Origin of the sequence: Brevibacterium sediminis (assembly GCF_024895295.1) — a bacterium.
Lineage (GTDB): Bacteria > Actinomycetota > Actinomycetes > Actinomycetales > Brevibacteriaceae > Brevibacterium > Brevibacterium sediminis.
Genome location: NZ_JAHQRN010000008.1, coordinates 19,083 through 41,995, shown reverse-complemented (window position 1 = coordinate 41,995; position 22,913 = coordinate 19,083). Strand labels below are relative to the sequence as shown.

16 protein-coding genes are annotated in these 22,913 nt (G+C 61.6%); 11 read left to right on the top strand and 5 right to left on the bottom strand.

Annotation, left to right across the window (positions count from 1 at the left end; genetic code table 11):
* The first annotated feature begins 193 nt into the window (after nt 1-193).
* Nucleotides 194-2,257, top strand: coding sequence for an asparagine synthetase B family protein (locus KTJ89_RS16475; RefSeq protein WP_259358510.1), 2,064 nt, complete (start codon nt 194-196; stop codon nt 2,255-2,257).
* A gap of 14 nt (nt 2,258-2,271) precedes the next feature.
* Here KTJ89_RS16475 and KTJ89_RS16470 read toward each other — a convergent pair whose 3' ends face one another.
* On the bottom strand, nt 2,272-3,195 hold the full coding sequence (locus tag KTJ89_RS16470) for an LCP family protein (protein ID WP_259358509.1): 924 nt from the start codon (nt 3,193-3,195) through the stop codon (nt 2,272-2,274).
* Between the two features lie 305 nt (nt 3,196-3,500).
* Complete coding sequence (locus KTJ89_RS16465) at nt 3,501-3,785, bottom strand: helix-turn-helix domain-containing protein (RefSeq protein ID WP_172172233.1); 285 nt, start codon at nt 3,783-3,785, stop codon at nt 3,501-3,503.
* Nucleotides 3,786-4,663: 878 nt separating this feature from the next.
* On the opposite strand from KTJ89_RS16465, the gene KTJ89_RS16460 reads away from it, so the two are divergent.
* The 10 genes from KTJ89_RS16460 (at nt 4,664) to KTJ89_RS16415 (ending at nt 17,898) form a co-directional block, all read left to right on the top strand.
* Nucleotides 4,664-6,112: an MFS transporter gene (locus tag KTJ89_RS16460; protein WP_259358508.1), complete on the top strand. Its 1,449-nt coding sequence runs from the start codon at nt 4,664-4,666 to the stop codon at nt 6,110-6,112.
* Between the two features lie 148 nt (nt 6,113-6,260).
* Nucleotides 6,261-7,634: a M24 family metallopeptidase gene (locus KTJ89_RS16455; protein WP_259358507.1), complete on the top strand. Its 1,374-nt coding sequence runs from the start codon at nt 6,261-6,263 to the stop codon at nt 7,632-7,634.
* Between the two features lie 197 nt (nt 7,635-7,831).
* The gene (locus KTJ89_RS16450) at nt 7,832-9,220 is read left to right on the top strand and encodes an MFS transporter (protein WP_259358506.1); all 1,389 of its coding nucleotides are present in this window, start codon (nt 7,832-7,834) and stop codon (nt 9,218-9,220) included.
* 103 nt (nt 9,221-9,323) lie between these two features.
* Entirely contained in the window at nt 9,324-10,223 is a 900-nt protein-coding gene (locus KTJ89_RS16445; RefSeq protein WP_259358505.1) for an ABC transporter substrate-binding protein, read from the top strand.
* Between the two features lie 275 nt (nt 10,224-10,498).
* Nucleotides 10,499-12,655, top strand: a complete 2,157-nt coding sequence (locus KTJ89_RS16440; RefSeq protein ID WP_259358504.1) for a CocE/NonD family hydrolase — start codon at nt 10,499-10,501, stop codon at nt 12,653-12,655.
* Between the two features lie 6 nt (nt 12,656-12,661).
* Nucleotides 12,662-13,630, top strand: a complete 969-nt coding sequence (locus KTJ89_RS16435; RefSeq protein WP_139906869.1) for an ABC transporter substrate-binding protein — start codon at nt 12,662-12,664, stop codon at nt 13,628-13,630.
* Nucleotide 13,631: 1 nt separating this feature from the next.
* Nucleotides 13,632-14,642, top strand: coding sequence for an ABC transporter ATP-binding protein (locus KTJ89_RS16430; protein WP_259358503.1), 1,011 nt, complete (start codon nt 13,632-13,634; stop codon nt 14,640-14,642).
* A complete protein-coding gene (locus KTJ89_RS16425) occupies nt 14,639-15,358 on the top strand; it encodes an ABC transporter permease (protein ID WP_139906871.1) in 720 nt (239 codons plus the stop codon). The genes KTJ89_RS16430 and KTJ89_RS16425 overlap by 4 nt, the downstream gene beginning before the upstream one ends.
* Nucleotides 15,337-16,023, top strand: coding sequence for an ABC transporter permease (locus KTJ89_RS16420; protein WP_259358502.1), 687 nt, complete (start codon nt 15,337-15,339; stop codon nt 16,021-16,023). The genes KTJ89_RS16425 and KTJ89_RS16420 overlap by 22 nt, the downstream gene beginning before the upstream one ends.
* A gap of 72 nt (nt 16,024-16,095) precedes the next feature.
* Entirely contained in the window at nt 16,096-17,898 is a 1,803-nt protein-coding gene (locus KTJ89_RS16415; protein ID WP_259358501.1) for an ABC transporter family substrate-binding protein, read from the top strand.
* A gap of 64 nt (nt 17,899-17,962) precedes the next feature.
* On the opposite strand, the gene KTJ89_RS16410 is transcribed toward KTJ89_RS16415, so the two are convergent.
* The 3 genes from KTJ89_RS16410 to KTJ89_RS16400 form a co-directional block, all read right to left on the bottom strand.
* Complete coding sequence (locus KTJ89_RS16410; protein WP_259358500.1) at nt 17,963-19,651, bottom strand: DUF885 domain-containing protein; 1,689 nt, start codon at nt 19,649-19,651, stop codon at nt 17,963-17,965.
* Between the two features lie 247 nt (nt 19,652-19,898).
* Nucleotides 19,899-20,732, bottom strand: coding sequence for a YceI family protein (locus KTJ89_RS19270; RefSeq protein WP_310650305.1), 834 nt, complete (start codon nt 20,730-20,732; stop codon nt 19,899-19,901).
* A 261-nt stretch (nt 20,733-20,993) separates the two neighbouring features.
* A complete protein-coding gene (locus KTJ89_RS16400; protein ID WP_139906875.1) occupies nt 20,994-22,733 on the bottom strand; it encodes a sodium:solute symporter family protein in 1,740 nt (579 codons plus the stop codon).
* Nucleotides 22,734-22,913 lie beyond the last annotated feature (180 nt).

Here is a 22,913-nt window from a genome sequence, read left to right as displayed (position 1 = left end):
AAGTTTCGGGTTTTGCTTTGGTGGTTCGTTCGATTCGGAGGTGTGCTTGGCAGTGAGTGGTGAACTGTCTGTGTTTGAGGCCGATGCAATGCTAAGCAAGCGTGTCGTGAAATGTACGTGAATGCTTCGTGAAGTAATTGTATGTTCTGCTGGTGTTTTATTAGCTAGTTGTAGTCGCAATTAGAATCTGTTTATGACTTCACTCTCTTCCGTTTACCCGCGAGGGTTTATCGCTTACCGTCGGTCGTTGGAGATTTCTGGTTGGGAAGGTCCTCCGGAGCGATTTCAGCACCTGAGCTTTGGTGAACTGTCCATGTGGTTCGACGGTGAGCGCATGCCGGCCATTGCTAGGTCGGAATCGGCAGCGGTGCTAGTTGTCGGTGCGGCAGCGATCGTCCCTCAAGAGTCTGATCGCGCCGAGGCAACTTCTGATGCGCAGGTAATAGCCAACATCTTGCACGCTGAGCTAACTTCAAGCCAAGAGCATTTCCTCGATGCGTTGGACTATCTGGGCGGGCGCTACGCAATTGTCGTCGAAGTCGACGGTTTGTACCGCGTCTTTCACGATGCACACGGAACTCGGACTCTCTACTACGATACGAACCGCCAAGCGTTTTCTACACACGCACACATGCTCGCCTCGCTTATCGGAACCGAGGCTCGCGACTCTGACGAGTTGAAGGCGCAGCGGTCGTGGGCTGTACTGCCTCTATCGTTCGCCTGGGACGAAACGCCCTATGCAGAGATTCGGGCACTCCTGCCGAACCATATGCTCGAGCTCGAGTCGAGACGCACATATCGATACTTCCCACGGGAACGCAATCGTTTCACCGGGTTGAGCTTTGAGGAACGCGCCTCGGAGATCAATCGACTTTGGCTGGGACAGATGAGTGCATTCGCTCAAGCCACCGACCGCTTCTTCGTCTCGCTGTCTGGAGGACTCGACTCCAGGGTCGTCCTAGCCGCACTGCGTGATTACAAGGACAAAGTCGATGCATTCACCTACTTCACGAACAACGGAACCGGCAACTGGGCACAGGCCATGCAGTTGGACCGAGACCTCTCCCGCGAGGTACTCGCTCTTGCGCAGGTCAATCACGTACCGATCGTGCATGGACAGGGTACGAAATTCACCGAAGAAGACAAGGCCATTGCGGACAAGAACTCTCTTGTCGAACACGGGCGTTGGCTGGTCGCTCGCTATGTCGAGAATTTCGGAAATAGCACCGGGCTGCATTTCAGAGGAAACACTCAAGAGACGATCCGGTCCTACTATGGCTCCACCAAGCAGAGGGACCCGATGGACCTGGTCAAAGGCCTCATGTCCTCACGACTGAAGAGCGTCAACCTCGACGACTCAGACATCAAGGACTACGAAGCGAAGCTCGACAGCACACTGAAACAGTTCGGCTACCCGAACGCGCTGCACGACTTCGTGGCCTCAGACATGTTCTATTGGGAGATCCGGATGGGGCGGTGGCTGGCCGAGATCTACAACGAGACCGACCCGGCATTTGACTCGATCTCGCCGATGAACATGCGGGCCATCGTCGAACTCGGGCTCGCCGGATCTGAAGACGAACGACGGTCCGGGATCATGTTCACCGAGCTCATCGACCGCAACTGGCCCGAGCTGAATTTTCCTGGAATCAACAATAGGAACAATCTGTACAGGCAGAACACTGTTCTCCGGAAGTCACTCACCGATGCCAAGTCGCAAGCAGCCGCGACTCCACCCTGGATTGGACGAGCCGGTGACAACCAGAACCATCCGCTGTCGGCCGGGCCACTGTCGATGGAATCCAACAATCACACGGTCGATTGTCCGCGGGGCGAAATCAAGATTCCAGCCGAAGAGCTCGGAGTCGGAGCATTCGCCAGACGAGAAATGACATGGTCGGACGAGGACTCCAGCGTCCTCACCTTCAGCCTACGAAGCAACTACGTCAACTCAAGAGGCACTGACTATATGCGCTTTGAGATCGAGGTGAATGGTCAGACTCTTGCCGCTCACAAGATCGGATTCGACTCGGACACCAGCTACTGGGTCGTGTACGGGCTTCGGCCAGGCGACCGAGTCAGTCTGGGCGTCCGGTCTCTGCGCACGGTGACTACAGAGTCATGGTCCAGAGCATCTCGCTGCTTCATCACTCTCTTGGAATCTGCAACTGAATATTGGGAGCGACGAGGACCCCTGGACCTTGGTTATGCGACGACCAGTGCGGCGGCGCTGCCAGGGGAGTCTCTGCGCGGATAGATCGACGTACTCTCTTAATATCCCAACGAGACGAGGTACCGGAAGAAGTCTGCGAGGTCATTGCTGGCCAAAGCGTTCTTGAGCGCCGGCACCGCCTCGGGGTCGAAATCGATGATGACTGTGCCATCTTCCTCGCGACGCGACTTCGTGGGCACGGTGACCACTGCGATGTCGTCCGTCTGCAGAGTGCGGAGGCGGTTGGTGATCTTGACGAGTTCACCCGTCGTGAGCTCCGCGTTGTGTTGAATGCCCGACGCGAAATGTCCGAGCACGGCCGCGCCCTTGTTCGGGTCCTTGACCAACCCGCCTGACTTGAGTCGCTGAACGAGCGCGCGCACGACCGCACGCTGGTTACGGGTTCGCGTCTGGCCGGCATCATCGACCGGGTCAGTCGCGGTGAAGATCGATGATGTCGCTCCGTCGAGGCTGTTCGTCCCCTCAACGAAGTCGGTACCGCCAGCACTGAACGCAGCGCGGCTGTAGACCTGCAGGCCATCGAGCTCGTCAATGACCCGCCCGAGAGCGTCCGACTCCAACTGTGCGATGTGATCGATGCGGATGCCGAGGAACTCCTCAACCATGGCGACGACAACGGGCCACCCGCCCTCGTCGGCAATGGTCGCGAAGGTCTGACCGGCCTCAATCTGAGTGGCGGGGTTGAGAACGAGGGCTGCGGCGAACTCGCCGGCGGCGGGAACATGGATGACCGCGAAGATGTCACCTTGGCTCGATGACTGCGGGGCCGCCTCGGCGAGGTTTCCGGGATTCGTCACCCGAAGCATCAGAGTGCGGGAATCGTCCGCCGCTGGGCGGATATCTTCGGGTGGAAAAGCCGACTCGGCGGGAATGGTCTTCGACGCGTCATCGAACTCGGCACGGGCGGCGTTGAGGTCCTTGAGAGAACCGATGGCAGAGACCATCTTCGTCAGCTTGGCCATGGCAGTCCCACTTCCTCTGTCAGGTCACACGGTAATGGTCCCAATAGTAACCGCGGGTGAGATCGGCTCGTGTACCGCATCCACGTGAAGAGACAGCTTTGGTGTTCCCTTTTCAAGGCATGTCTGCCAAGTTCTCACCGAGCGCGAAGTTTCCAACTACTGCGGTCCGCCCTCGACAGGCAGTCCTGTAGGCGCAAGTTCATCACGATGCTCGAGTTGTCCGAGCGGTGCGACCACAATTTTAACCCTCAATCGAGTCGAGTTATGTCGAGGGGCAAAATAGCTCGCGGCCGTTGGTTAAGGATTTAGCGAACGGTGAGATCGGGAGACTCTGGGAGGAGGTCCTGAAGGTTCGTCCTGAGTGACTGGCTAATGGCCAGAATCGTCGCGAGCCGAGGATTGGTTGCGGATCCTTGGCCGCTCATCGTGCGGCCTCGTTCATACTGCTGATACGCGTAGAGCGAGATGCCAGCTATCGCAGCGGTCTCTTCCTGGGTGAGATCTATCGCGGCCCTTGCCCTGCGCAGATTGATACCGAGCTGACGCGCGAACTCCGCCCATTCTGGGCTGCTCGCGGGCTTGTCGGTCATTTCTCCATTCTGGAGCCAATAAAACTTGGCAAGACCAATAATAATTGGTAATCTGAGAGTGCTGGATCACCAATGGAGGATGACCGAAGATGCTTGTCTGTAGTCTGATTTGCAAGAGTAGAGACCCGCCGTATGTTTATGCGCCATCGGCCTCGAGCATCTGGACGGCGCGCATCTCTAGGGCTTCGCCCAAACCGGACTAGGGCGCCTGATAAAGGTCGGGCGAACTCTAATTGATTCTTCGTCGCCCTAGCTCGGAACTCCAGGACTTCGGCGAATGCCGGCTCTCGAACCGGAGCTTTCGCAAGTCACGTCCGACCCTCAGACTTCTTAGCGGTCCAAAAGCTCGGGCCCATCGGGCGGTCCGGTGGCGGGAGACAAACAGATAGATGCCTTGCGTGCAGGGCCACGTAGACAGAGCCCTCCCCGTGAGTTGCTTCAGCCTGATCGCGCTTAGAAGATCCGTCGCACCGTTGCGATGGATGAAAACGGGAGCTCTACCGAGCGCCCTGCCCGATTCACCGGCACGAAGCCCCTTGCCCGTCCCCACGGGGAGGAATCCGAGGACGGTCGCGCAAACATTCAGAAGGTCCGAGATTGAAACGACTCGGCTGCGATTCTGCTGCAGTGCCGCAGCGGGCAAGTTACTCGACAGCCGTAAACGTGCACTCCGCGCTCCTGCGCCCCAATAGCCGGTTCGGACACTGCACGAATATCGATAACGAGATACACCCTCTCGCGCGTCGAATTACCAGATCCCGCGGGCAACAGCATGCCCACAGAGATCGATTAGCTGGCCGTTGCGCATCCCGCGCGATACCGCCTCTGCATGACCGATCACAGGAACGCACACCCACCTCACGAAAGCTCATTCGACAATGCCACCAGTAGACAACGCACGCACGGAAGATTTCGGTGTCATGAAGGCCATGGAGGCGAAGCTCGCCTCCGTGATGGACAGCATGAAGTTCACCAAGGCCCACAAGATCCTCTTCCTGCTCACCACCTCCGGGGTTTTCTTCGACATCCTCGAACAGGACACGATCGGGATCATCGGCCCGGTCCTCCAAGAGGACTGGGGAATCAGTACCAGCCAGATCGCCCTACTCACTTCGACGACGTTCTTCACGATGATGATCGGCGGGCTCCTCTCGGGAGTTCTTGCTGACCGCTATGGGCGTAAGACGATGCTGACGATCAACTTCTTCATCTACGGCGCGGGCGCACTTCTCTGCGCACTCGCACCGAACTACGGCCTCTTGCTGGCGGCACGCGCCCTCGTCGGATTCGGCCTCGGCGGGGAGCTGAGTTCCGCGATCACGATCATGTCGGAATACAGTCCGACGAAGCACCGAGGCAGCGCGGTCGCTGGGATGAACATCGCGGGAGGGGGACTGGGCAATCTCCTCGCCCCGCTCTACGGGATGCTCGTGCTCGGACCCTGGGCGATGCTCATCGCAGCCGGCACCGACAGTTGGCGCTGGGTGTTCGCCTTCCTCGTTCTCCCAGTCCTCCTCGTCGCGGTGTTCCGTCGCTATATGCCCGAAACGCCGCGCTTCCTCCTCTCTCGAGGGCGCATCGACGAATGCAACCGATCGCTCACCCTGCTCAAGCAAGGCAGGCTCGTTCCCCGCACCAAGGTGATCGAGTCCGAACAGTTCTTCGACACGGATGCGCGCATGAGCCTTCGCCGCGAACGAATCCGACTCTCGGAGCTCCTCGCCCGCCCCTGGCGCTCCCGTGCAATTGCCCTGACGATCATGACCTTCGCGCAGATCGGCGGCCAGACCTCGATCCTCGTCCTCATGCCAACCATCCTCGTCCACCAGGGCTACACCGTCATCGGAAGCATCGGCTACACGGCGGTCATGCAGTCCGGCAGTGTCCTGGGCGCCGTGGCCGCGACCGTGCTCGGCCGATATGTTAATCGACGGACGGTCATCGGCATCGCCCTTCTCGGAGCGGCGCTCTCCGCAATCGCCTTCGGCACACTCTTCGGAACGCTCACCCTGGTCCTCATCTTCGGCAGTGTCCTGCAGTTCTTCATGATCCTGCTCAGCACCACCCTCTACGCCTGGTACCCCGAGGTGTTCCCCACCCGGATCCGCGCCTTCGGCGTCGGTGCGGCGAAATCGGTGGGCACGCTCGGGGCAGTGATCATGCCGCCCGTGGCCGGTGCGATCTTCGACGCGGCAGGACTCGTCCCGATCTTCGTGATGATCTCCGTATTCCTTGCGATCGCCTTCATCGCTTCCCGCACGATGCCGGAGACCCGAGGCCGGTCCCTCGAGGAGGTCAACGAACTGAAAGGAGAAGCCATGAGCTGACAATTCTCAACGCTCCGCTCCTCGTCGGCAGGCGAGGGAGAAAAGCGACAGTGACGACGAACAACCGTGGCAACAAACAACATTGACGATATGACATTCCCCGACTAGGAAGGACCCGCTGGTGAACTCAGCACGTTACGAAAATCTCTTGACTGGATTCGAACCCGACTTCGACTTCGAACCGGCTCCACCGATCGCCGAAGAGGAATTCGCCGACCGTTTGCGTCGCATTCGTCGTGAGGCAATGGTCGCCGGTGACGATCTCGTGCTCATCCACGCCGGCGGAGCCGGGCGATACACGACCACCAACGGCTTCCTCCGCTACGCCTGCGACTGGCCGCGTGAGGGTGTCCTCGTCATCCCCACCGATCCTGCGCAGGGCATCCATCTGCTCTCATTCTTCACGGAATCCGTTCTGCTCCCACCCCCGGGAGAGCCGATCGGTGTCGAAGCGATCTGGCAGGTCGGCGCCTTCGGCCGCGAATACGCCGGACGTCCCGGGCGTTCGAGTGCGCAACTCGTCGCAGACACCGTCGGTCTGCTCAAGGACCTCGGCTTCGAACGCGCGCAATGCGGAACGATCGGCGATGCCTCTTCCGGTGGACTCTGGGCGAGCTTGAGTGTAGGCCTGCCAGGGGCGGGCTTCCGTGACCGCACCGATGTCATTCTGCGCATGCAGCGGGTGAGGACCGAGGCGGAGCAGGCCCAGATTCGCACCTCCGCGCAGTTAATCGACATCGGCTACCAGGCCGCCTGCCACGTCGCCGCGCGTGGTGTCAGCGACTTCGAGCTCTACGCCGCCGTGACCTTCGCCCAATTGGCTCGGGGCGGGGAATCCGGCGACGGGTATCAGATCGGGGTCAACCAGTGGGGCACACACTGCGGCAAGCCCTACGGACACCACCTGAGAGACGGCGACCTCGTGAATTTCTACTTCTCCGCCATCCCGTATCACGGGTATACCGCACAGACGGCGCGCATGATGGCGGTGGGGGAGGTGACCTCCGTGCAGGAGGAGACTCTGGCCATGTGCACCGAGGCGGTCGAACGTGCGTCCGCACTCATCGCCCCGGGAGTACAGGTGAGCGAACTTCACGAAGCCGCCTTCGGCACTTACCTCGAGCATGGTTACTTGCAGAGCACCGAAACGGCGACGATGCCGTACAACTGGGCACCGATGGACGATGGTTCGGCTCGCCGGATCCCTGACGAATACGTTGCCGACGTCGACTACGAGCAGCAGGGTCGCCGCCTCCTGCACGTCTACCCGCCGGTCGCAGGTCCGCACAACCCGAACCTCGGACATTCGATCGGGAAAGACGGAATCGCCGCCTTCAAGTTCAAAGTCACCTCACACAACACCGATGTCCTCGAACCGGGCATGGTCATGGTCCTCCACGCCCAATGGCTCGATCCGCTCAAGTCGGGTGCGAACATCGGCGACTGCTACCTCGTCACCGAGGACGGATTCGAGAACCTCAGCTGCCACACCCCGCTTGAAACCTTCCGCATCACCGGCTGAGGCTCGCCCGCCGAGCCCCGCCGGCTGGGGCGCACGACCAGCGGTTGTGCGCCCCAGCCCTCCCGAGTGCGGCACTGCCGCCTTCTTCACCCTCTGTAGATCGGAGAGCAACAATGACGTTCACCTCCTCACAACCCGAGCGAAGCGAGGCCGAAGGGCTTCGCGCCAGCCGCACACTCGCGGACACCATCGACACCATGGGATTCACGCGCTCCCATAAACTCATCCTCCTCCTCGTCGTGTTCGGCGTCTTCTTCGACGTCATCGAACAGAACGCGGTCGGACTCGTCGGCCCGGCACTACAGGAGAGCTGGGGCATCGGAGCCGGACAGATCGGCCTCCTCAACTCGGCGACGTTCTTCGCGATGACAGTCGGCGGAATCGTCTCAGGGGCGCTGGCCGACCGCTTCGGGCGCAGAAACGTCCTCGCCGTCAACCTCGTCGTCTACGCCTGCGGAGCACTGCTCTGCGCATTGGCACCGAATTTCGGTCTCCTGCTCGTTTTCCGCACAATCGTCGGCCTCGGGCTCGGCGGGGAACTGTCCACGGCGATCACGATGCTCGCCGAGTTCAGTCCGACTCGTTTCCGCGCCGCCGCGGTCTCCACTCTCAACGTGGCTGGAGGTGGTATCGGCAACTTCCTCGCCCCGCTCTACGGGATGCTCATCTTCGGAAGCCTCGCCCCTCTGCTCGGTTCCTCGGAGAACACCTGGAGATGGCTGTTCGGGTTCCTCGTTCTGCCCGTCGTGCTCATCGTCGTCTTCCGGCGCTACCTGCCCGAAACCCCGCGCTATCTTCTGGCGAAGGGCCGCATCGACGAATGCAACCGGACCCTGACCATTCTCAAAAACGGACGACTCGTTCCACGAGGCAGGTCAATCCCGGTGACGCGCTTCATCGAGAAGCCTGGGGCCATCGGGCTGAGCCCGGAGAAAGTGCGTATCTCCGAGATCTTCTCTGCCCGACTGCGCCGTCGTTCGATCGCGGTTTCCACCACCTATTTCATGCTCACGGCCGGGCAGATCTCGATCCTCACCCTCATGCCCACGATCCTCGTGTCCCAAGGCTTCAGCATCGTCGCCGGCGTCGGTTACACGGCGGTGATGCAGGCGGGCAGCCTCCTCGGCGCGCTCACTGCCGCAGTCATCGGTTCGAGGTTCAAACGCAGGTCTGTGATCGCGTTGAGCACAATCGGTGCCGCCTGTTCAGCAATCGCCTTCGGCATCTTTGCGACGACGACCCCTACGGTGCTGGGGCTGGGAGCGCTGTTCCAGTTCTTCATCCTCATGCTCAACACCACCGTCTGGGCGTGGCTTCCCGAATTGTTCCCCACCCGTATCCGAGGCTTCGGCACCGGTGTCGTCAAATCCATCGGCGGGCTCGGAGCCGTGATCATGACACCCGTCGCCGGGTTCATCTTCGACGCCTGGGGACTCTCGGCTATCTTCGCCACCGTCGGCGCGCTCTATCTCCTCGCCCTGCTGGCCTCCCGGTTCGGCCCGGAGACAGCAGGACTGAGTCTCGAAGAACTCAATGAGGAGGCTGACAACCCGGCCGGTGAACCCCGTACCGAAGACCAACAGTGATCTCGCCCCCGACGGGCCCACCGTCGGGGAACATACCGCTGACGAGTCCCTCGCGGACAAACTCAGCAACCACACCACAGAAGATCGATAAGGAGAAACACCCATGGAGAAATTCCGCATCGCAGCCACCGGTCATAGCGTCAACTACCTGCCCGAGTACCTCGGGGTCGAATTCGGATATTTCGAGGAGGAGGGGCTGAGCGTCGATGCGATCGTCCCTGATCCCTGGACACTCGTCCTCGATGAGATCAACAACGGTGATTCGCAGGCGGCTTTAGGCGGTATCTGGGTGCCCTCGATGTACCGCGACCGCGGGCACGTCTACGAACCCTTCGCACAGGTGTCCGCCCGGTGCCCGCTCGTGCTCATGGCTCATGCGCCAGACCAAGAATTCGACTACATGAAGACTGAAGGGACGACGGTCCTCATGCCCGGCAGCAACGGTTCCAGCCCGGGGATCTTCCTCAAATTCGTCATGACTGAGGCCGGCGTCGATGTCGATGCGGTGAATTTCGTCCAGGACCTTTCGGGCGCGATGCTTGCAGAGCTGTTCAGCGGAGGAATGGGAGACTATCTTCTCATTGATCCGGTCACGGCGACTCGACTGAAGCGACAGGGCGTCGCCCATATCGTCACCTGTCTCGCGGAGTCCGGTGGTCCGGTGCCGTGGAGCGTGTACTACAGCGACCCGACGAACGGACCCTCAACCGACGCCAAGGTGGGTTTCGTTCGTGCACTCGACCGGGCCACCCAATGGTTGAAGGCGCACGAGGCCTCCGAGCTCTCCGGATTCCTCGAAAGAACGTTCCCGAAGGCGAATCCGGCCGATCTTGTTGCCCACGTCGATGAGCTGCGCGGCTGGGGGATGTGGGAGACGGCTCGGATCAACGCCGAATCCTATGCGCGCTGGCAGCAGGGCATCGCCGACGGTCACCTCATCGACAAACCATTGGAATATACGGCGTTCGTCGATGGAGCAATCGCCGATCGGGCCCGAATCTGATCAGAGCAGCACCCTCGGTTCACGGAGGACGGGTGTCGCAGCGGCGGCAAGATTCCAGGCACAACAGGGGCTGGGCGCTGAGCAGGGACTCCCGCTCAGCGCTCGGCCGCCGTGCTTACGGACGGCGGGCAAAATGACGTCGCCCACCAGGAGCTGTGGGCCAGTTCGAAGAAGGTGTCGCCTCAGGGTGCTGGCCAGGGAAAATATTGTCAGCCATATCTCAGCCTTTGAGCGAACTGAACGGCTGTGCAGGAGTGTCCGTAGACTGCCATGCCATGTCATCGAATACTGAGAACTCTGCACTCCCCGACGACACCCACACCGAATCGCTCGCCCCGGCCGATCGTTACCGCGACGATCCTCGACCGGTTCGAATCATCAAACACACACGCATCACTTTGAGTGATGGGGTTGAACTCGCTGCTCGAGTCTGGTTGCCCGATGATCTCGGTGATGATGCTGTTCCCGCTGTTCTCGAGTACATTCCCTACCGCAAGAACGACATGACCGCTGGTCGCGATGACACGATCCATCCTGAGTTCGCCCGCGCCGGCTACGCCAGTGTCCGTGTCGATCTTCGCGGCTGCGGCGACTCGACCGGTGTCATGACCGATGAGTACTCGGCGACGGAACTCGACGACGGATTGCAAGTACTCAAATGGATCGCCGCACAGGACTGGTGCAACGGCAAAGTCGGCGTCATCGGCAAGTCGTGGGGCGGATTCAACGGCCTGCAGCTTGCCGCACTGCAACCGCCGGAACTCGCCGCCGTCATCACCATCTGCTCCACCGATGACCGTTATGCCGACGACGTTCACTACAACGGCGGAGCCATCGTCGGTGACCAGATGCTCTCCTGGGCCTCGACGATGTGGGCGTACAACGCCCGCCCCCAAGACCCCGCGGTGATGGTCGACGGTTGGAAAGATGACTGGAAGCGACGCATTGACGAAGCTCCCGTCAACATTGAGGACTGGCTCGGAAACCAACGACGTGACGACTACTGGAAGCACGCATCCGTCTGCGAGACACCTGACGCCATCGAGGTTCCCATATTGGCCGTCGGCGGACTGCTCGACGAATACCGGACAACACTGTTCCGCCTCATGGACAACGCCAATCGTCGGCGTGAGGCAGACTCCGCCGCGCCACCGGTCCACGCCCTGCTGGGACCCTGGGCCCACAACTATCCCCACCAGGCCGCTCCTGGCCCCGGCATCGACTTCATCTCCGAAGCGGTCCGGTGGTGGGACAAGTGGATGAGCGGGATTGACAACGGCATTGACGAACAACCGCAGCTGCGCGCCTATGTTCCCGACAGCACCCCGATCCACTCCGACCGTGAGCACCGTCCGGGACGATGGATCGCCGAGGCGACCTGGCCGAGCCCGCAGATCGCGGACACAGTGATGCCCGCCTCCGAAGCGACGATCTCCGACCACACCCCGCTCGATTCCACCTCGCTGCTGGGCTTCCAGGGAGGAAGCTGGCTGCAGTTCGGCGAACCCGCCGGGATGGCAGGAGACCAGGCCGCGGACGATGCTCGGTCCTACACCTGCGACTGGGAGGTCGAGAACGGTCTGGAGATCGTCGGCACACCGACCATGCGAGCGACGCTCACCTCCGATCATGATCGAGGAGTCATCGCGGCTCGTCTGTGCGATGTCGCTCCCGACGGCAGCTCACGCCTGGTCACGCTAGGACTGTTCAACCTCGCCCATCATTCGAGCCACGAGACCCCCGAACCGCTCACGCCGGGAACTCCTCTCACCGTCGATTTCCCGCTGCTGGCCACAGCGCACCGGTTCGCTCCGGGGCATCGGCTTCGCTTGAGCATCTCCGCGAGTTTCTGGCCCAACCTCTGGCCCTCGCCGGAAACCACACTCATCACCGTCGACTCAGCTCCCGAGCTGACACTGCCCATCCGCACTGTGGCCTACGTCGACGACGACGCCCGTACCACCGCCGAGGTGACCGCACAGTTGGGCACCCCGCCGACCCCACCGGTGTCCGTCATCGACGCAGGCGGTGCGCCGATGACCCGTGAGCTGAGTTGGGACCTCGTCGGTCGCAACGCCACCGTGACCACGGTGACCGAGGATTGGCAGACCGACCTCAGCGACGGCCTCTTCTACTACACCAACGAACGAGACTCCTACTCACGCAGTGAGAACGACCCGCAGTCTCCTGTGGCGACGTGTGAAAGAACGATCATCTACCGGCGCCCGGCACTGGAGATCGGGGCGAACCACGCGCAGGCTGCAGACAACGCAGCAGTCGATTCGGGGTGGGACGTCGAACTGCGCACTCGATCGACGATGCGCGGTGACGCGAAGAACTTCGTCGTCACCAACGAACTCGTCGCCTACCTCGATGGGGAGCCATTCCACACTCGAACCACCTCGGCGAGCATCCCTCGCCATCTGAACTGAGGCGGAATGGTCGCATTCGAACAAATTCGACATGTCGACAGACGGCAGACGCTGATCGGGCTCGGCAGAGGTCTGCTGGGTCTCGGGGCGCTCGGAGTGACCGCCGCGTCACTGAGCGGATGCACCGGCAGTCAGCTCAGTGACCAGTCGGGGGCGAAGAAGAGCACAAGGCCGATCACCGTCGGGTCGAAGGGATTCGCTGAGAGTTGGATCATGGGCGAGCTCTACGCTCAGGGGTTGAGGAACCTCGGCTACACCGTCGATCTCAAGACGAACGTCGGCTCCAGCGACATCATCAGCACGGCTCTGCTCTCGGGGCAGATCGACCTCTACCCCGAGTACACCGGAGTCATGGTCGTCAGCTTCATGGGGGAAGAGAAACTCATGGACTCCGCTGAGCAGACGTACGATCTCGCACAGACGTGGGCTGAAGACAACCAAGTGACGATGCTCGAGGCGACACCGTTCGAGAATAAGAACGCGATCGCTGTGCGGCGAGACTTCGCCGATCAGCACGATCTGACGACCGTGTCCGACCTCAAAGGGATCGGCGACTTCACCTACTCGACCTACCCCGACAATGTCACTGGAGGCCAGGGCTACGAAGGCATCGTGGAGACCTACGGGCTGGAGAACATGAAACTCAAAACGCTGAGCATCGGGCTCAATTACCAGGCTATCGAGCGAGGAGAGATCGACGCAGCAGACGTCTTCACGACCGACCCGCAGCTGCTGCGCAGCGATCTGGTCGTCCTCGAAGATGACGCGAAGCTCTTCGGATTCCAGAACGTCGTCCCCCTCATCCGTGACGACACCTTCGCCGAGCTCGATGACGATGCTTCTGAGTTCCTCGACGAACTGCAGTCACTGCTCACCCTGGAAGCGATCCAGGCGATGAACGAGGCCTCCGCCATCAACCGGCTCGATCCGGCACAGGTGGCGAAGGAGTTCCTCGACGAGAACGGAATGATGTGAAATGACCCAGCACTCCACAGGAACCTCGATCACCTTTGACCGAGCTACGAAGACCTACCCAGGCGCGCCCGCGCCCGCTCTCGACGCTCTCGATCTTGAGGTCGAGGCTGGAGAACTCGTTTGCCTCGTCGGACCCTCCGGCGGGGGAAAGACCACAGCCCTACAGCTGGTCAACCGACTCGTCGATCTCACCAGCGGCGACATCCGCATCGGCGACCGCTCGATCAGCGACCAGTCAGCCATCGAACTGCGGCGGACCATCGGCTACGCGATCCAACAGTCCGGCCTCTTCCCCCATTACACGGTTGCCCACAATATCGCCACAGTCCCTACCATCCTCGGCTGGGACAAAGAGCGTATCCGTACGCGCACGGCCGAGCTGCTCGAACTGGTCGGGCTCAGCCCAGTCGAGACCTGGCTGTCGCGCTACCCGGCTCAACTCTCCGGTGGCCAGCAGCAACGCGTGGGCATAGCCCGGGCGCTCGCCGCCGACCCGCCGGTCATGCTCATGGACGAACCTTTCGGTGCCCTCGACCCGATCACGAGGGTCGCAGTGCAGGACGAATTCCTCGCTATTCACCGTGCGGTGGGCAAGACGACGCTGTTCGTCACCCATGACATCGATGAGGCGATCAAGATGGCGGACCGGATCGCCATCCTCAAGCCCGGCGGCAAACTCGCTCAGTTCGGCACGCCGTCCGAGGTGCTGTCGAACCCGGCCGATGACTTCGTCGCCGAGTTCCTCGGATCCGAGCGCGGACTCAAACGTCTGGCGCTGACGACGGTCGGCGAGATCGTTCCCGACCGCAGCGACCGAGCGAGTGCTGAGACGGCGCAGTGGCCCGACGTTGAGGCCACAATGACTCTGCGCGAAGCACTGTCTGTAGTCTCCGCTGCTCGGGCGGAGGGGGCCATCATCCACAAAGGCGGCAACCGCCTCGGCGAGGTGAGCCTGCACGATCTCATTGCACCGCCCGCTGCCAGAGAGGATCGGAAAGGCGTGAGAACATGAGCGATTTCGCCCCCGCCGGCGATCCCGCCATCCCCGACTACGGTCAGGCCTCTGATTGTGTGATCAACAACGGAGCATTCTGCACCGACTGGTTCATCAGCCAATGGTCGACGGTCTTCTGGCCCCCGCTGCTCAGCCATATCGTCATGGTTGCCATCGCCGTATTGATCGGATTCGTCATCGCCTTCTTCGCCGGGCTGTTGGCCTACCGGAAGAAGTGGCTGGCGGGACCCATCGGCATGGCCGCGACCTTCCTTTACACCCTGCCGCCGCTGGCCCTGTTCCAGCTGCTCGTGCCCTTCACGGGGCTGAGCCTGCTGACAGTCGAGATCGCGCTCGTGTGCTTCACCCTCGTCATCATTTTCCAGGCAGTCCTCGTCGGACTCTCCGGAGTCCCCGATGACGTGCGCAGGGCCGCGACCGGCATGGGGCTTAACCGCAACCAAGTGCTGTTCAAGGTCGAGTTGCCCCTGGCACTGCCGTCGATCATCTCCGGGGTGCGCATCGCCACCGTACTCACGGTGAGCATCGCCACGATCGCTGCCTTCGTCGTCGATGACGGTCTGGGATCTCCGATCATCAAAGCAGTGTCGTCACCATTCAATACGCAGTTCGTCGGAGCCGGAGCCCTTGCCGTGCTGCTGGCATTCGCGCTCGATGGTCTGCTCGTGCTGCTGGGCAGAGGGCTCACCCCATGGACGAAAGCGAGGAGCTGATGGACGTCGTCTTCGGGGCATTCCCCTTCATGATCGACAACGTAGGGTTGCTGCTGGCCAAGACCGGTGATCATCTGGTCATCAGTCTCATCCCGCTGCTTGCGGCCATCGTCCTCGGCGTGCCCATCGGCGTCTGGCTCGGCCATGCCCACCGCGGCGAGTTCCTCGCTGTGAGTGTGACAAACATCGGTCGTGCGCTGCCCAGCCTCGCGCTCATCGCGATCCTCATCGGGTTCGTGGGCATCGGCATGCTCAACGCGATGATCGCTCTATTCTTGCTCGCCTTTCCGCCGATCCTCAGCTACGCCTTCCAGGCCGTCGACTCGATCGACCGCGACCTCACTCGCGCCGCTCGCGGCATGGGCATGTCACCCGGACAGGTGCTCCTCAAGGTCGAACTACCCTTGGGGCTGCCGATGATCATCGCGGGCATCCGTACATCCGCAGTGTTGACGGTGAGCTCGGCGACCATCGCTACGATCGCCGGCAGCGGTGGTCTGGGCGATGTCATCCTCAATCAGGTCGCCTACGGGATGGAAGGAGTCGTCGCCGGTGCCATCTGGGTCGCAGTACTCGCCATCCTCGTCGACCAGGCATTCGCGCTCCTTCTGCGCGTCAGCGCTCCGGCCGGGGTGAGACAGCTCCAGAGCGCGAACGCCGTGTGAGGACAGCCGCGAAGACTGCGGCACAGCAGATCTGCTCCACCCACAGAAGATCACTAGGAAACAGAGGACAATGTGAAGAAGCATTTCATTGCTGGAAGTCTCGCCGCTGCTACGGCGATCGTCATGACCGGATGTACGCCGCCTGGCGGCGGCGACTCATCTGGCGGCAAGGGGTCGGTGCTCAACATCGGATGGAACGAAGCGTTCCGGTCGATGAATGACATGACGATGGACGGCAACGCTGTGGCCAACACCATCGTCGCCTATATGAGCAATGACAATTTCAAGTACTACGACGATGACCTCGAACTCCACGATGGTGCGCTCGGCGAAGTGGAGAAGGTCTCCGACGATCCGCTGAAGGTCAAGTACACATTCGGCGAGGAGGCGAACTGGTCAGACGGAACTCCGGTCGACGCCGCAGACCTCGCTCTGACCTGGGCAGCACGGTCACAGCACTTCAACACCATCGATGACAACCGAGACGATGACGGCACCCTGCAGGACAATCCCGACGGCACGGTCTTCTTCGACTCCTCGGCGGTGGGCGCTCCACTGATCGAGGACTTCCCCGAGATCAGCGAGGACGGCAAAACAGTGACGTTCACGTACTCGGAGCCTTTCGCCGACTGGGAGACCGAATTCGGTCTCGGAGCCTACGGTTCGGGAGTGCCTGCACACATCGTGGCCAAGAATGCTCTGGGCACCACAGACCCGCAGGAGGGCAAGGACGCGATCCTCGAGGCGATCGAAACCGGCGACAAGACTGCCCTGTCGAAGATCTCGAACTTCTGGAACACCGGTTTCGATTTCACCTCGATGCCGGAGAACAAAGACCTTCTCGTCCACAACGGGCCCTATGAGATCACCGACTTCGAAGAGGGGCAGTACCTCACACTGTCTCGCGACGAGGACTACACCGGACCGGTCGAACCCAAGATCGACACTGTGACAATCCGCTACAACGGCGACCCGATGGCCATGGTTCAAGCGATCGAGAACGGCGAGGTCGACCTGACCCAGCCGCAGTCGACGGCCGATGTCCTCTCAGCTGCAGAGAAGCTCGACGAGGTGTCGATCCTGCCCGGCGAGGACGCCACATTCGAACATGTCGACCTCACATTCGACAACAATGGCCCCTTCGACCCGGCCAGCTACGGTGGGGACGAAGACGCTGCGCTCAAGGTTCGTCAGGCATTCCTCAAAACACTTCCACGCCAGGAGATCATCGACCGCCTCATCAAGCCTCTCAACGAAGAGGCCGAGGTACGGGATTCGTTCAACCAGGCTCCTGACTCGCCGCTGTACGACGACATCGTCGCCGAGTCCGGAATCTCGGACTACGACGAGGTCGACATCGATGGAGCGAAGAAGCTGCTGGACGAAGCCGGTGCCCAGGGGCCGAGCGTGCGCTTCCTCTACGACAACACGAATGCCAGACGTTCCCAACTGTTCGCGCTGATCAAGGAATCAGCAGAGAAGGCCGGTTTCAAGGTCGAAGACGCCGGTGACGTCAACTGGGGGACCCGCCTCGGCGATGGAACCTACGATGCCTCGCTGTTCGGGTGGGCACTTTCCACGACGGCGGTGACGGAGTCGGACTCGTACTACCGCAAGGGCGCGCTGAACAACTACAGCGGGTACGACAACAAGGATCTGACGAAGACGCTCGATGAGATGCTGGTGACCATCGACCCGGATAAGCAGGCTTCTTTGGCCGGGGACGTCGAGCAGCAGCTCGTCGATGATGCCTTCGGGCTGCCGCTCTTCCAGCACCCGTCTCTGACGATCCATGGGGACAAAGTCTCGAATGTATCGACGACGACGCTTGACCCGTCGATGTTCTGGAACTTCTGGGAGTGGGAGACCAAATAAGGTCGCAAGGCCTGCCGGGAGGGGGCGCTGGTGAGACACACCCCCTCCCGGAAGTGGACCGGACTCAGCGCAGCAGCGCCCTGCGCAGCGGATCGAGTCCGATCGACCCGAGGTTCAGTGCGCGACTGTGGAAATCTCTGAGGTCGAACCCCGTGCCCGCAGCAGCGCGGGATTCGTCTCTGATGTCCTCCCACAATCGCTGACCGATCTTGTAACTCGGAGCCTGCCCGGGCCAACCGAGGTATCGGTCGAGCTCGAAGGCAAGGAAGGTCCGGTCCATGGCAACGTTCTGTGTGAGGAATTCCCACGCCTTTGCGCAGTCCCAGACACCACCACCGAGGTGGGCCGGGGCTTTGAGGCCGAGGTGGAAGCCGATGTCGACGACCACCCGTGAGGTGCGCAGCCGCTGGGAGTCGAGCATGCCCAGATAGTCGCCGGGTTCGTCGAGGAATCCGAGTTCGGCCATGAGCCGTTCGGCGTAGAGGGCCCAGCCCTCACCGTGGCCGGAGACCCAGCAGACGTGCCGCCGCCACTTGTTCAGCGAATCGGCGAGATAGGACGCCTGCCCCATCTGCAGATGATGGCCCGGAACGCCTTCGTGGTAAACCGTGGTCTTCTCCTGCCACGTGGCAAATTCGGTGACGCCGTCGGGCACCGACCACCACATCCGGCCCGGACGGGTGAAGTCCTCGCTGGGCTGAGAATAGTAGACCGCTCCGGTGGCCGAGGGAGCAATCATGCACTCGATTGTCCGCAGCGGTTCCGGAATGTCGAAGTGGGTCTTGCCGAGTTCTGTGATCGCTTCGTCGGCGACCGTCTGCATCCACTCCTGAAGAGCCTGCGTGCCGTGGAGAGCGCGCTGCGGATCGCTGTCGAGTCGGGCCATGAGCTCGAAGAGTTCGACGTTCGGGTCGATGCGGGCCGCGGTCTGCTTCTGTTCGGCATCGATGGCGGCCAGTTCTTCGAGGGCCCAATCGTACGTCTCTTCCAGATCGACCTCGGCGCCGAGGAACTCACGTGAGAACAGGGCATAGTCGTCGCGGCCGCAGGCTTCGTTCTCCGGAGCGGAGCCGGCCAGTTCGGTGCGGAGGAAATGGGCGAGGCTGCTGAAGGCCGCTCTGGCGGATTGGGCGTGAGAGGTCAGTTCGCGGGCGAGGGTCTCGCCGGTGGAGCTGCTGGCCTCGTTGGCAATCGTGGTGAAGCGGCTGTCTGCCTGACCGAGCGCATCTGCCTGGTCGGCAACTCGCTCAATCTGGAGGCGTGCGGGCACCCGGTCGAGCTGGTCCCGTGCATATCGAAGTGATTCCCGGTAGCCGTCGATCGAGCGCGGCAGCGCGGCCATGGTCTTTGAGATCGTTTCCCATCCTGCCGCGGAGTCGGTGGGCAGCAGGTCGAAGATGTCCCGCATCTGCTGCACGGGCGATTCGATGACGTTGAGGACAGTGTGCTGCAGGCCGGCGTCGAAGAGGTCCGTGGCGGTGCCCAGACGTTCGCGCATCGCATCGATGGTGACAAGGTCGGTGACATCCAGGCTGTTCGTCGAAAGTCCGTCGGCCTCCGCAGCATCGACCTTGGCCAGGGTGCGAGAGCGTAAGTCGTTGGCGGCTTTCAGTCCCTCGGGGGAGTAGTCGTCGAAGCCGTGAGGGTTCTCGGTTCCGAGGAACAGCGAGATCGACGGGGAGAGGACGGTCAGCTCTTCGAAGTAGGCATCGGCGAGGGCATCGATAGCCGAAGGGTTTCTGCGGGATGTCATGAGGAGACTCTATCCACGAAGTGAAGCGCTCGCCGGGTTGGCCACAGTCCGACATAGGGAGCCCAAGAGAGTCTGCTTCAGGACTGTGCACTCGGGTAATCGTGGCCTTCGGCAACGCGTTGAGTGCCTCTTCCGACGCGGTTACAGCGAGTGGTGTGGTCTTCGTTCTGACGGTATCCCAGTCGGTTGGTTCTCAGCGGAGGCCGAAGAGCTTTCCGAACGTGCTTCCGGACGTCTGATCACCCGACTACTTGGTCTCAGGTGCCTTTTCTGTCGGCTTGTCAGCGTGAGTTTCGGCTGGCTTGACCGGTGGCGGGGGAGGGAACTCCGTACCGGCCGGTTCCGCATTCGGGGCCACCGATGCTGCGCTCTCCGGGGCCTTCGGCGCGGGTGGGGCAGTCTCGTCGGCTGCCGGGGTCGGGGTCACCGATTCAGGAGCCTCGGGGGCGGAGGACGCCTCGGCGGTAGGTTCCGGTGTCTTGGTGGGGGTCGCGTCCGCATCGATGGTCTCGGACGAATCGGCGGGGGCCGCCTCGTAGAGGTTCTTGATAAGGGACAGCTCGAACTCGAGCGTGATCTTGTCGCTGACGAGCACGCCACCGGAATCGAGCTTCGTATTCCAGGTCACGCCCCAGTCCCTGCGGTCGATGCGACGCGAGCCCTCGAGGCCTGCGCGCAGGTTGCCGAACGGGTCGGTGTCCACGCCGATGAGCTCGAGCGGAACGGACACAGTCTTCGTCATGTCACGTATCGTCAGCTCACCGGTGACGATGTAGGAGCCTTCGTCGACCTCATCGATAGCGGAGGAGACGAAGCGGATCTCCGGGTAGGTCTCCACGTCGAAGAAGTCCGCCGAGCGCAGGTGCTCATCGCGGCCCTCGCTGCGGGTGTCGACGCTCGCGGTCTGGATGATGACCTCGGCCTTCGAGTCGGCGAGATCCTCGGCGATGTCGGCGAAGCCGGAGACATCATTGAACGCTCCGCGCACACGCGACACCATGGCGTGGCGTGTGGAGAATCCCAGTCGAGAATGTGAGGGATCGATGTCCCAATGACCTGTGATCCCAGGAGTCTCTGTCATGGGGGATAGCTCCTTCGGTTCCTCCGCGCTCCTCTGGGGAGGCTGTCGTAGTCGGTGTGCCAATTCGCTGATCAAGCGATCATTGAATGGGCAATCGCCTACGTAGTCTGACATGCATGGCTGCTTATATGCCACCTCGGGGGTGTGGCGATTGCGGGCCTGAGTGGAGCTGTTGAGGAGATCGTACGGCCGCCAGTGCTGGTTTGAGCACTGGCGGCCGCGTCGAAGTTCTCCGTGCTCAGCAGCGGATTCGCCCTCTGATCAGCTGAGAGTGGATGCGTAGGGGATCGCGTAGAGCAGCAGCATCGCGGCACCGCACAAGAACAGGACGACGACTGTTCCGATCACCCACACGCGAGTTCGCCGATATTTCTGCGGATCTCGGTCCTCGAGCGGTACTTCCATCAGTTTCTCTCTGAACTGATTGCCCAGCTTCGACGGCTGCGTGCCGATGTTTCCCAACAAGGTGCCGCCGATCGATGCTACAAATCCCAGGATTGTAGGGTTGAGCAGGTCGGGTAGCTCTAAGCCGGCGAACTCGGACAGCGACTCGAAGAAGGCGACCACGACAAAGCCCGCGATCATACCCACGGCAGCTGCGCGAGCAGACAGCTTCGTCGACCGCACACTCCAGAAGGCGATGGGTCCCCACGACGCAGCGAACAGAGTCGCCGCGAAGTAGCCGATCGTCAATACTGCCGGAGGAGCTACCCAAGTGATGGCGAGAACGACCAGCCCGGCCACGACCATCGTCCAGCGGGCAATCTGCAGTCCTCGTTTGTCGTCGTCTGCCGAATCGCCCGTGTCATCGGCCGGCCCGCCGGCGGCAGTCGCGACCCCCGTGTTCGTCCCGGATGAAGCCGGTGAGCCGGCGGACGGCCGTGAGCTTACAGTCGCTGTTGCGAATTCAGGTGTGCGCACCCGTCGGCCGGTGAGGTAGGGCATGACGTCGTTGGCCGCCGAGAACCCGATGAGTGACAGGAACGACGCCGCGGACGAGAGCCCGGCGGCCACAATTCCCGTCACGGCGATGACACCCAGCAGGGACGGCAGGACATTCTGTCCGGCCCAGATGAATGCGATCTCGCTCGGGTCGATTCCGTCGTTGAACAGATTGATGGAGAAGCCACCGAAGGTCAGGAAGAGATACGTGACAGCCAGTGCCGCGGTCGCGAACAGCGCCGAGCGAATGGCGACGTGTTCGTTCTTGGCCATGAGGAAACGGCTCGACTGCCACGGGCTCACCGCGACGACGGTGCACCAGACGATGCCGAACGTCACCGCGTAGATGACCGCCTGTGCCGGGGTGCCGATGTAGTTGTCCGGTCCCGTCAGCCCGTGCCAGGCGATGCCGTCCGGTTTGCTGGTCAACTCGGCCATCTTCTGCATGGCGGTGACGGGGCCTCCGGAGGCGCCGATGATCCAGCCCATGCCCAGAATCGCTGCCACTGTGAAGACGACGAACATGATGGTGTCGTTGACCAGCACGCCCTGGGATCCCGACAGGAAGGTGAAGATCGTGTACGAGGCCCACACGATGACGAGAATGACCCAGCTTGGAAGGTCGACCAGCTGGCCGACTACCAGAACCAGACCCTGAGTCACGGCGACGAGGTAGAGCCCGATGCCGACGACGACCATCACTCCGGCCAACGCCTGGAGGCCGGGGGAGTTGAATCTCTTACCGAAGTACTCAGGCACCGTCAGCGCCGAGGAACGCCGCAGGTACCGGCCGAAGAGCATGACACCGAGGACGTAGCCGGAGATATTGAACGCCGTCAGCAGCAGCATGACGACGGGATATCCGTCGTAGGAGAACCCGAGCTCTCCCATGAACGACACAGTGGACAGGAACGACGCGACCAGAGTTCCTGCGACCAGGAACGTGGGAGCCGCGCGACCGGCGACATAATAGTCGGACTTGTCTTTCACTTTGCGGCCGACGGCCGCGCCGATGACGAGGTAGAGAAGAAAACTTCCGAAGATGGCGACAGCGAACATGTCAGAGGCCCCCTTCTTCGTTCGAGCGAGACTGCGGGCTGGTCGTGTCGGTGGATTCTGGGGTTCCGTAGTCTCTGCGAATGAGACCGAAACCGATGAGTACACAGCAGATCGGTACGACGGAGTACACGATCGAGACTGCTATAGATCCCCACATGAGAGGTTCCTTTCTTGGAGCAA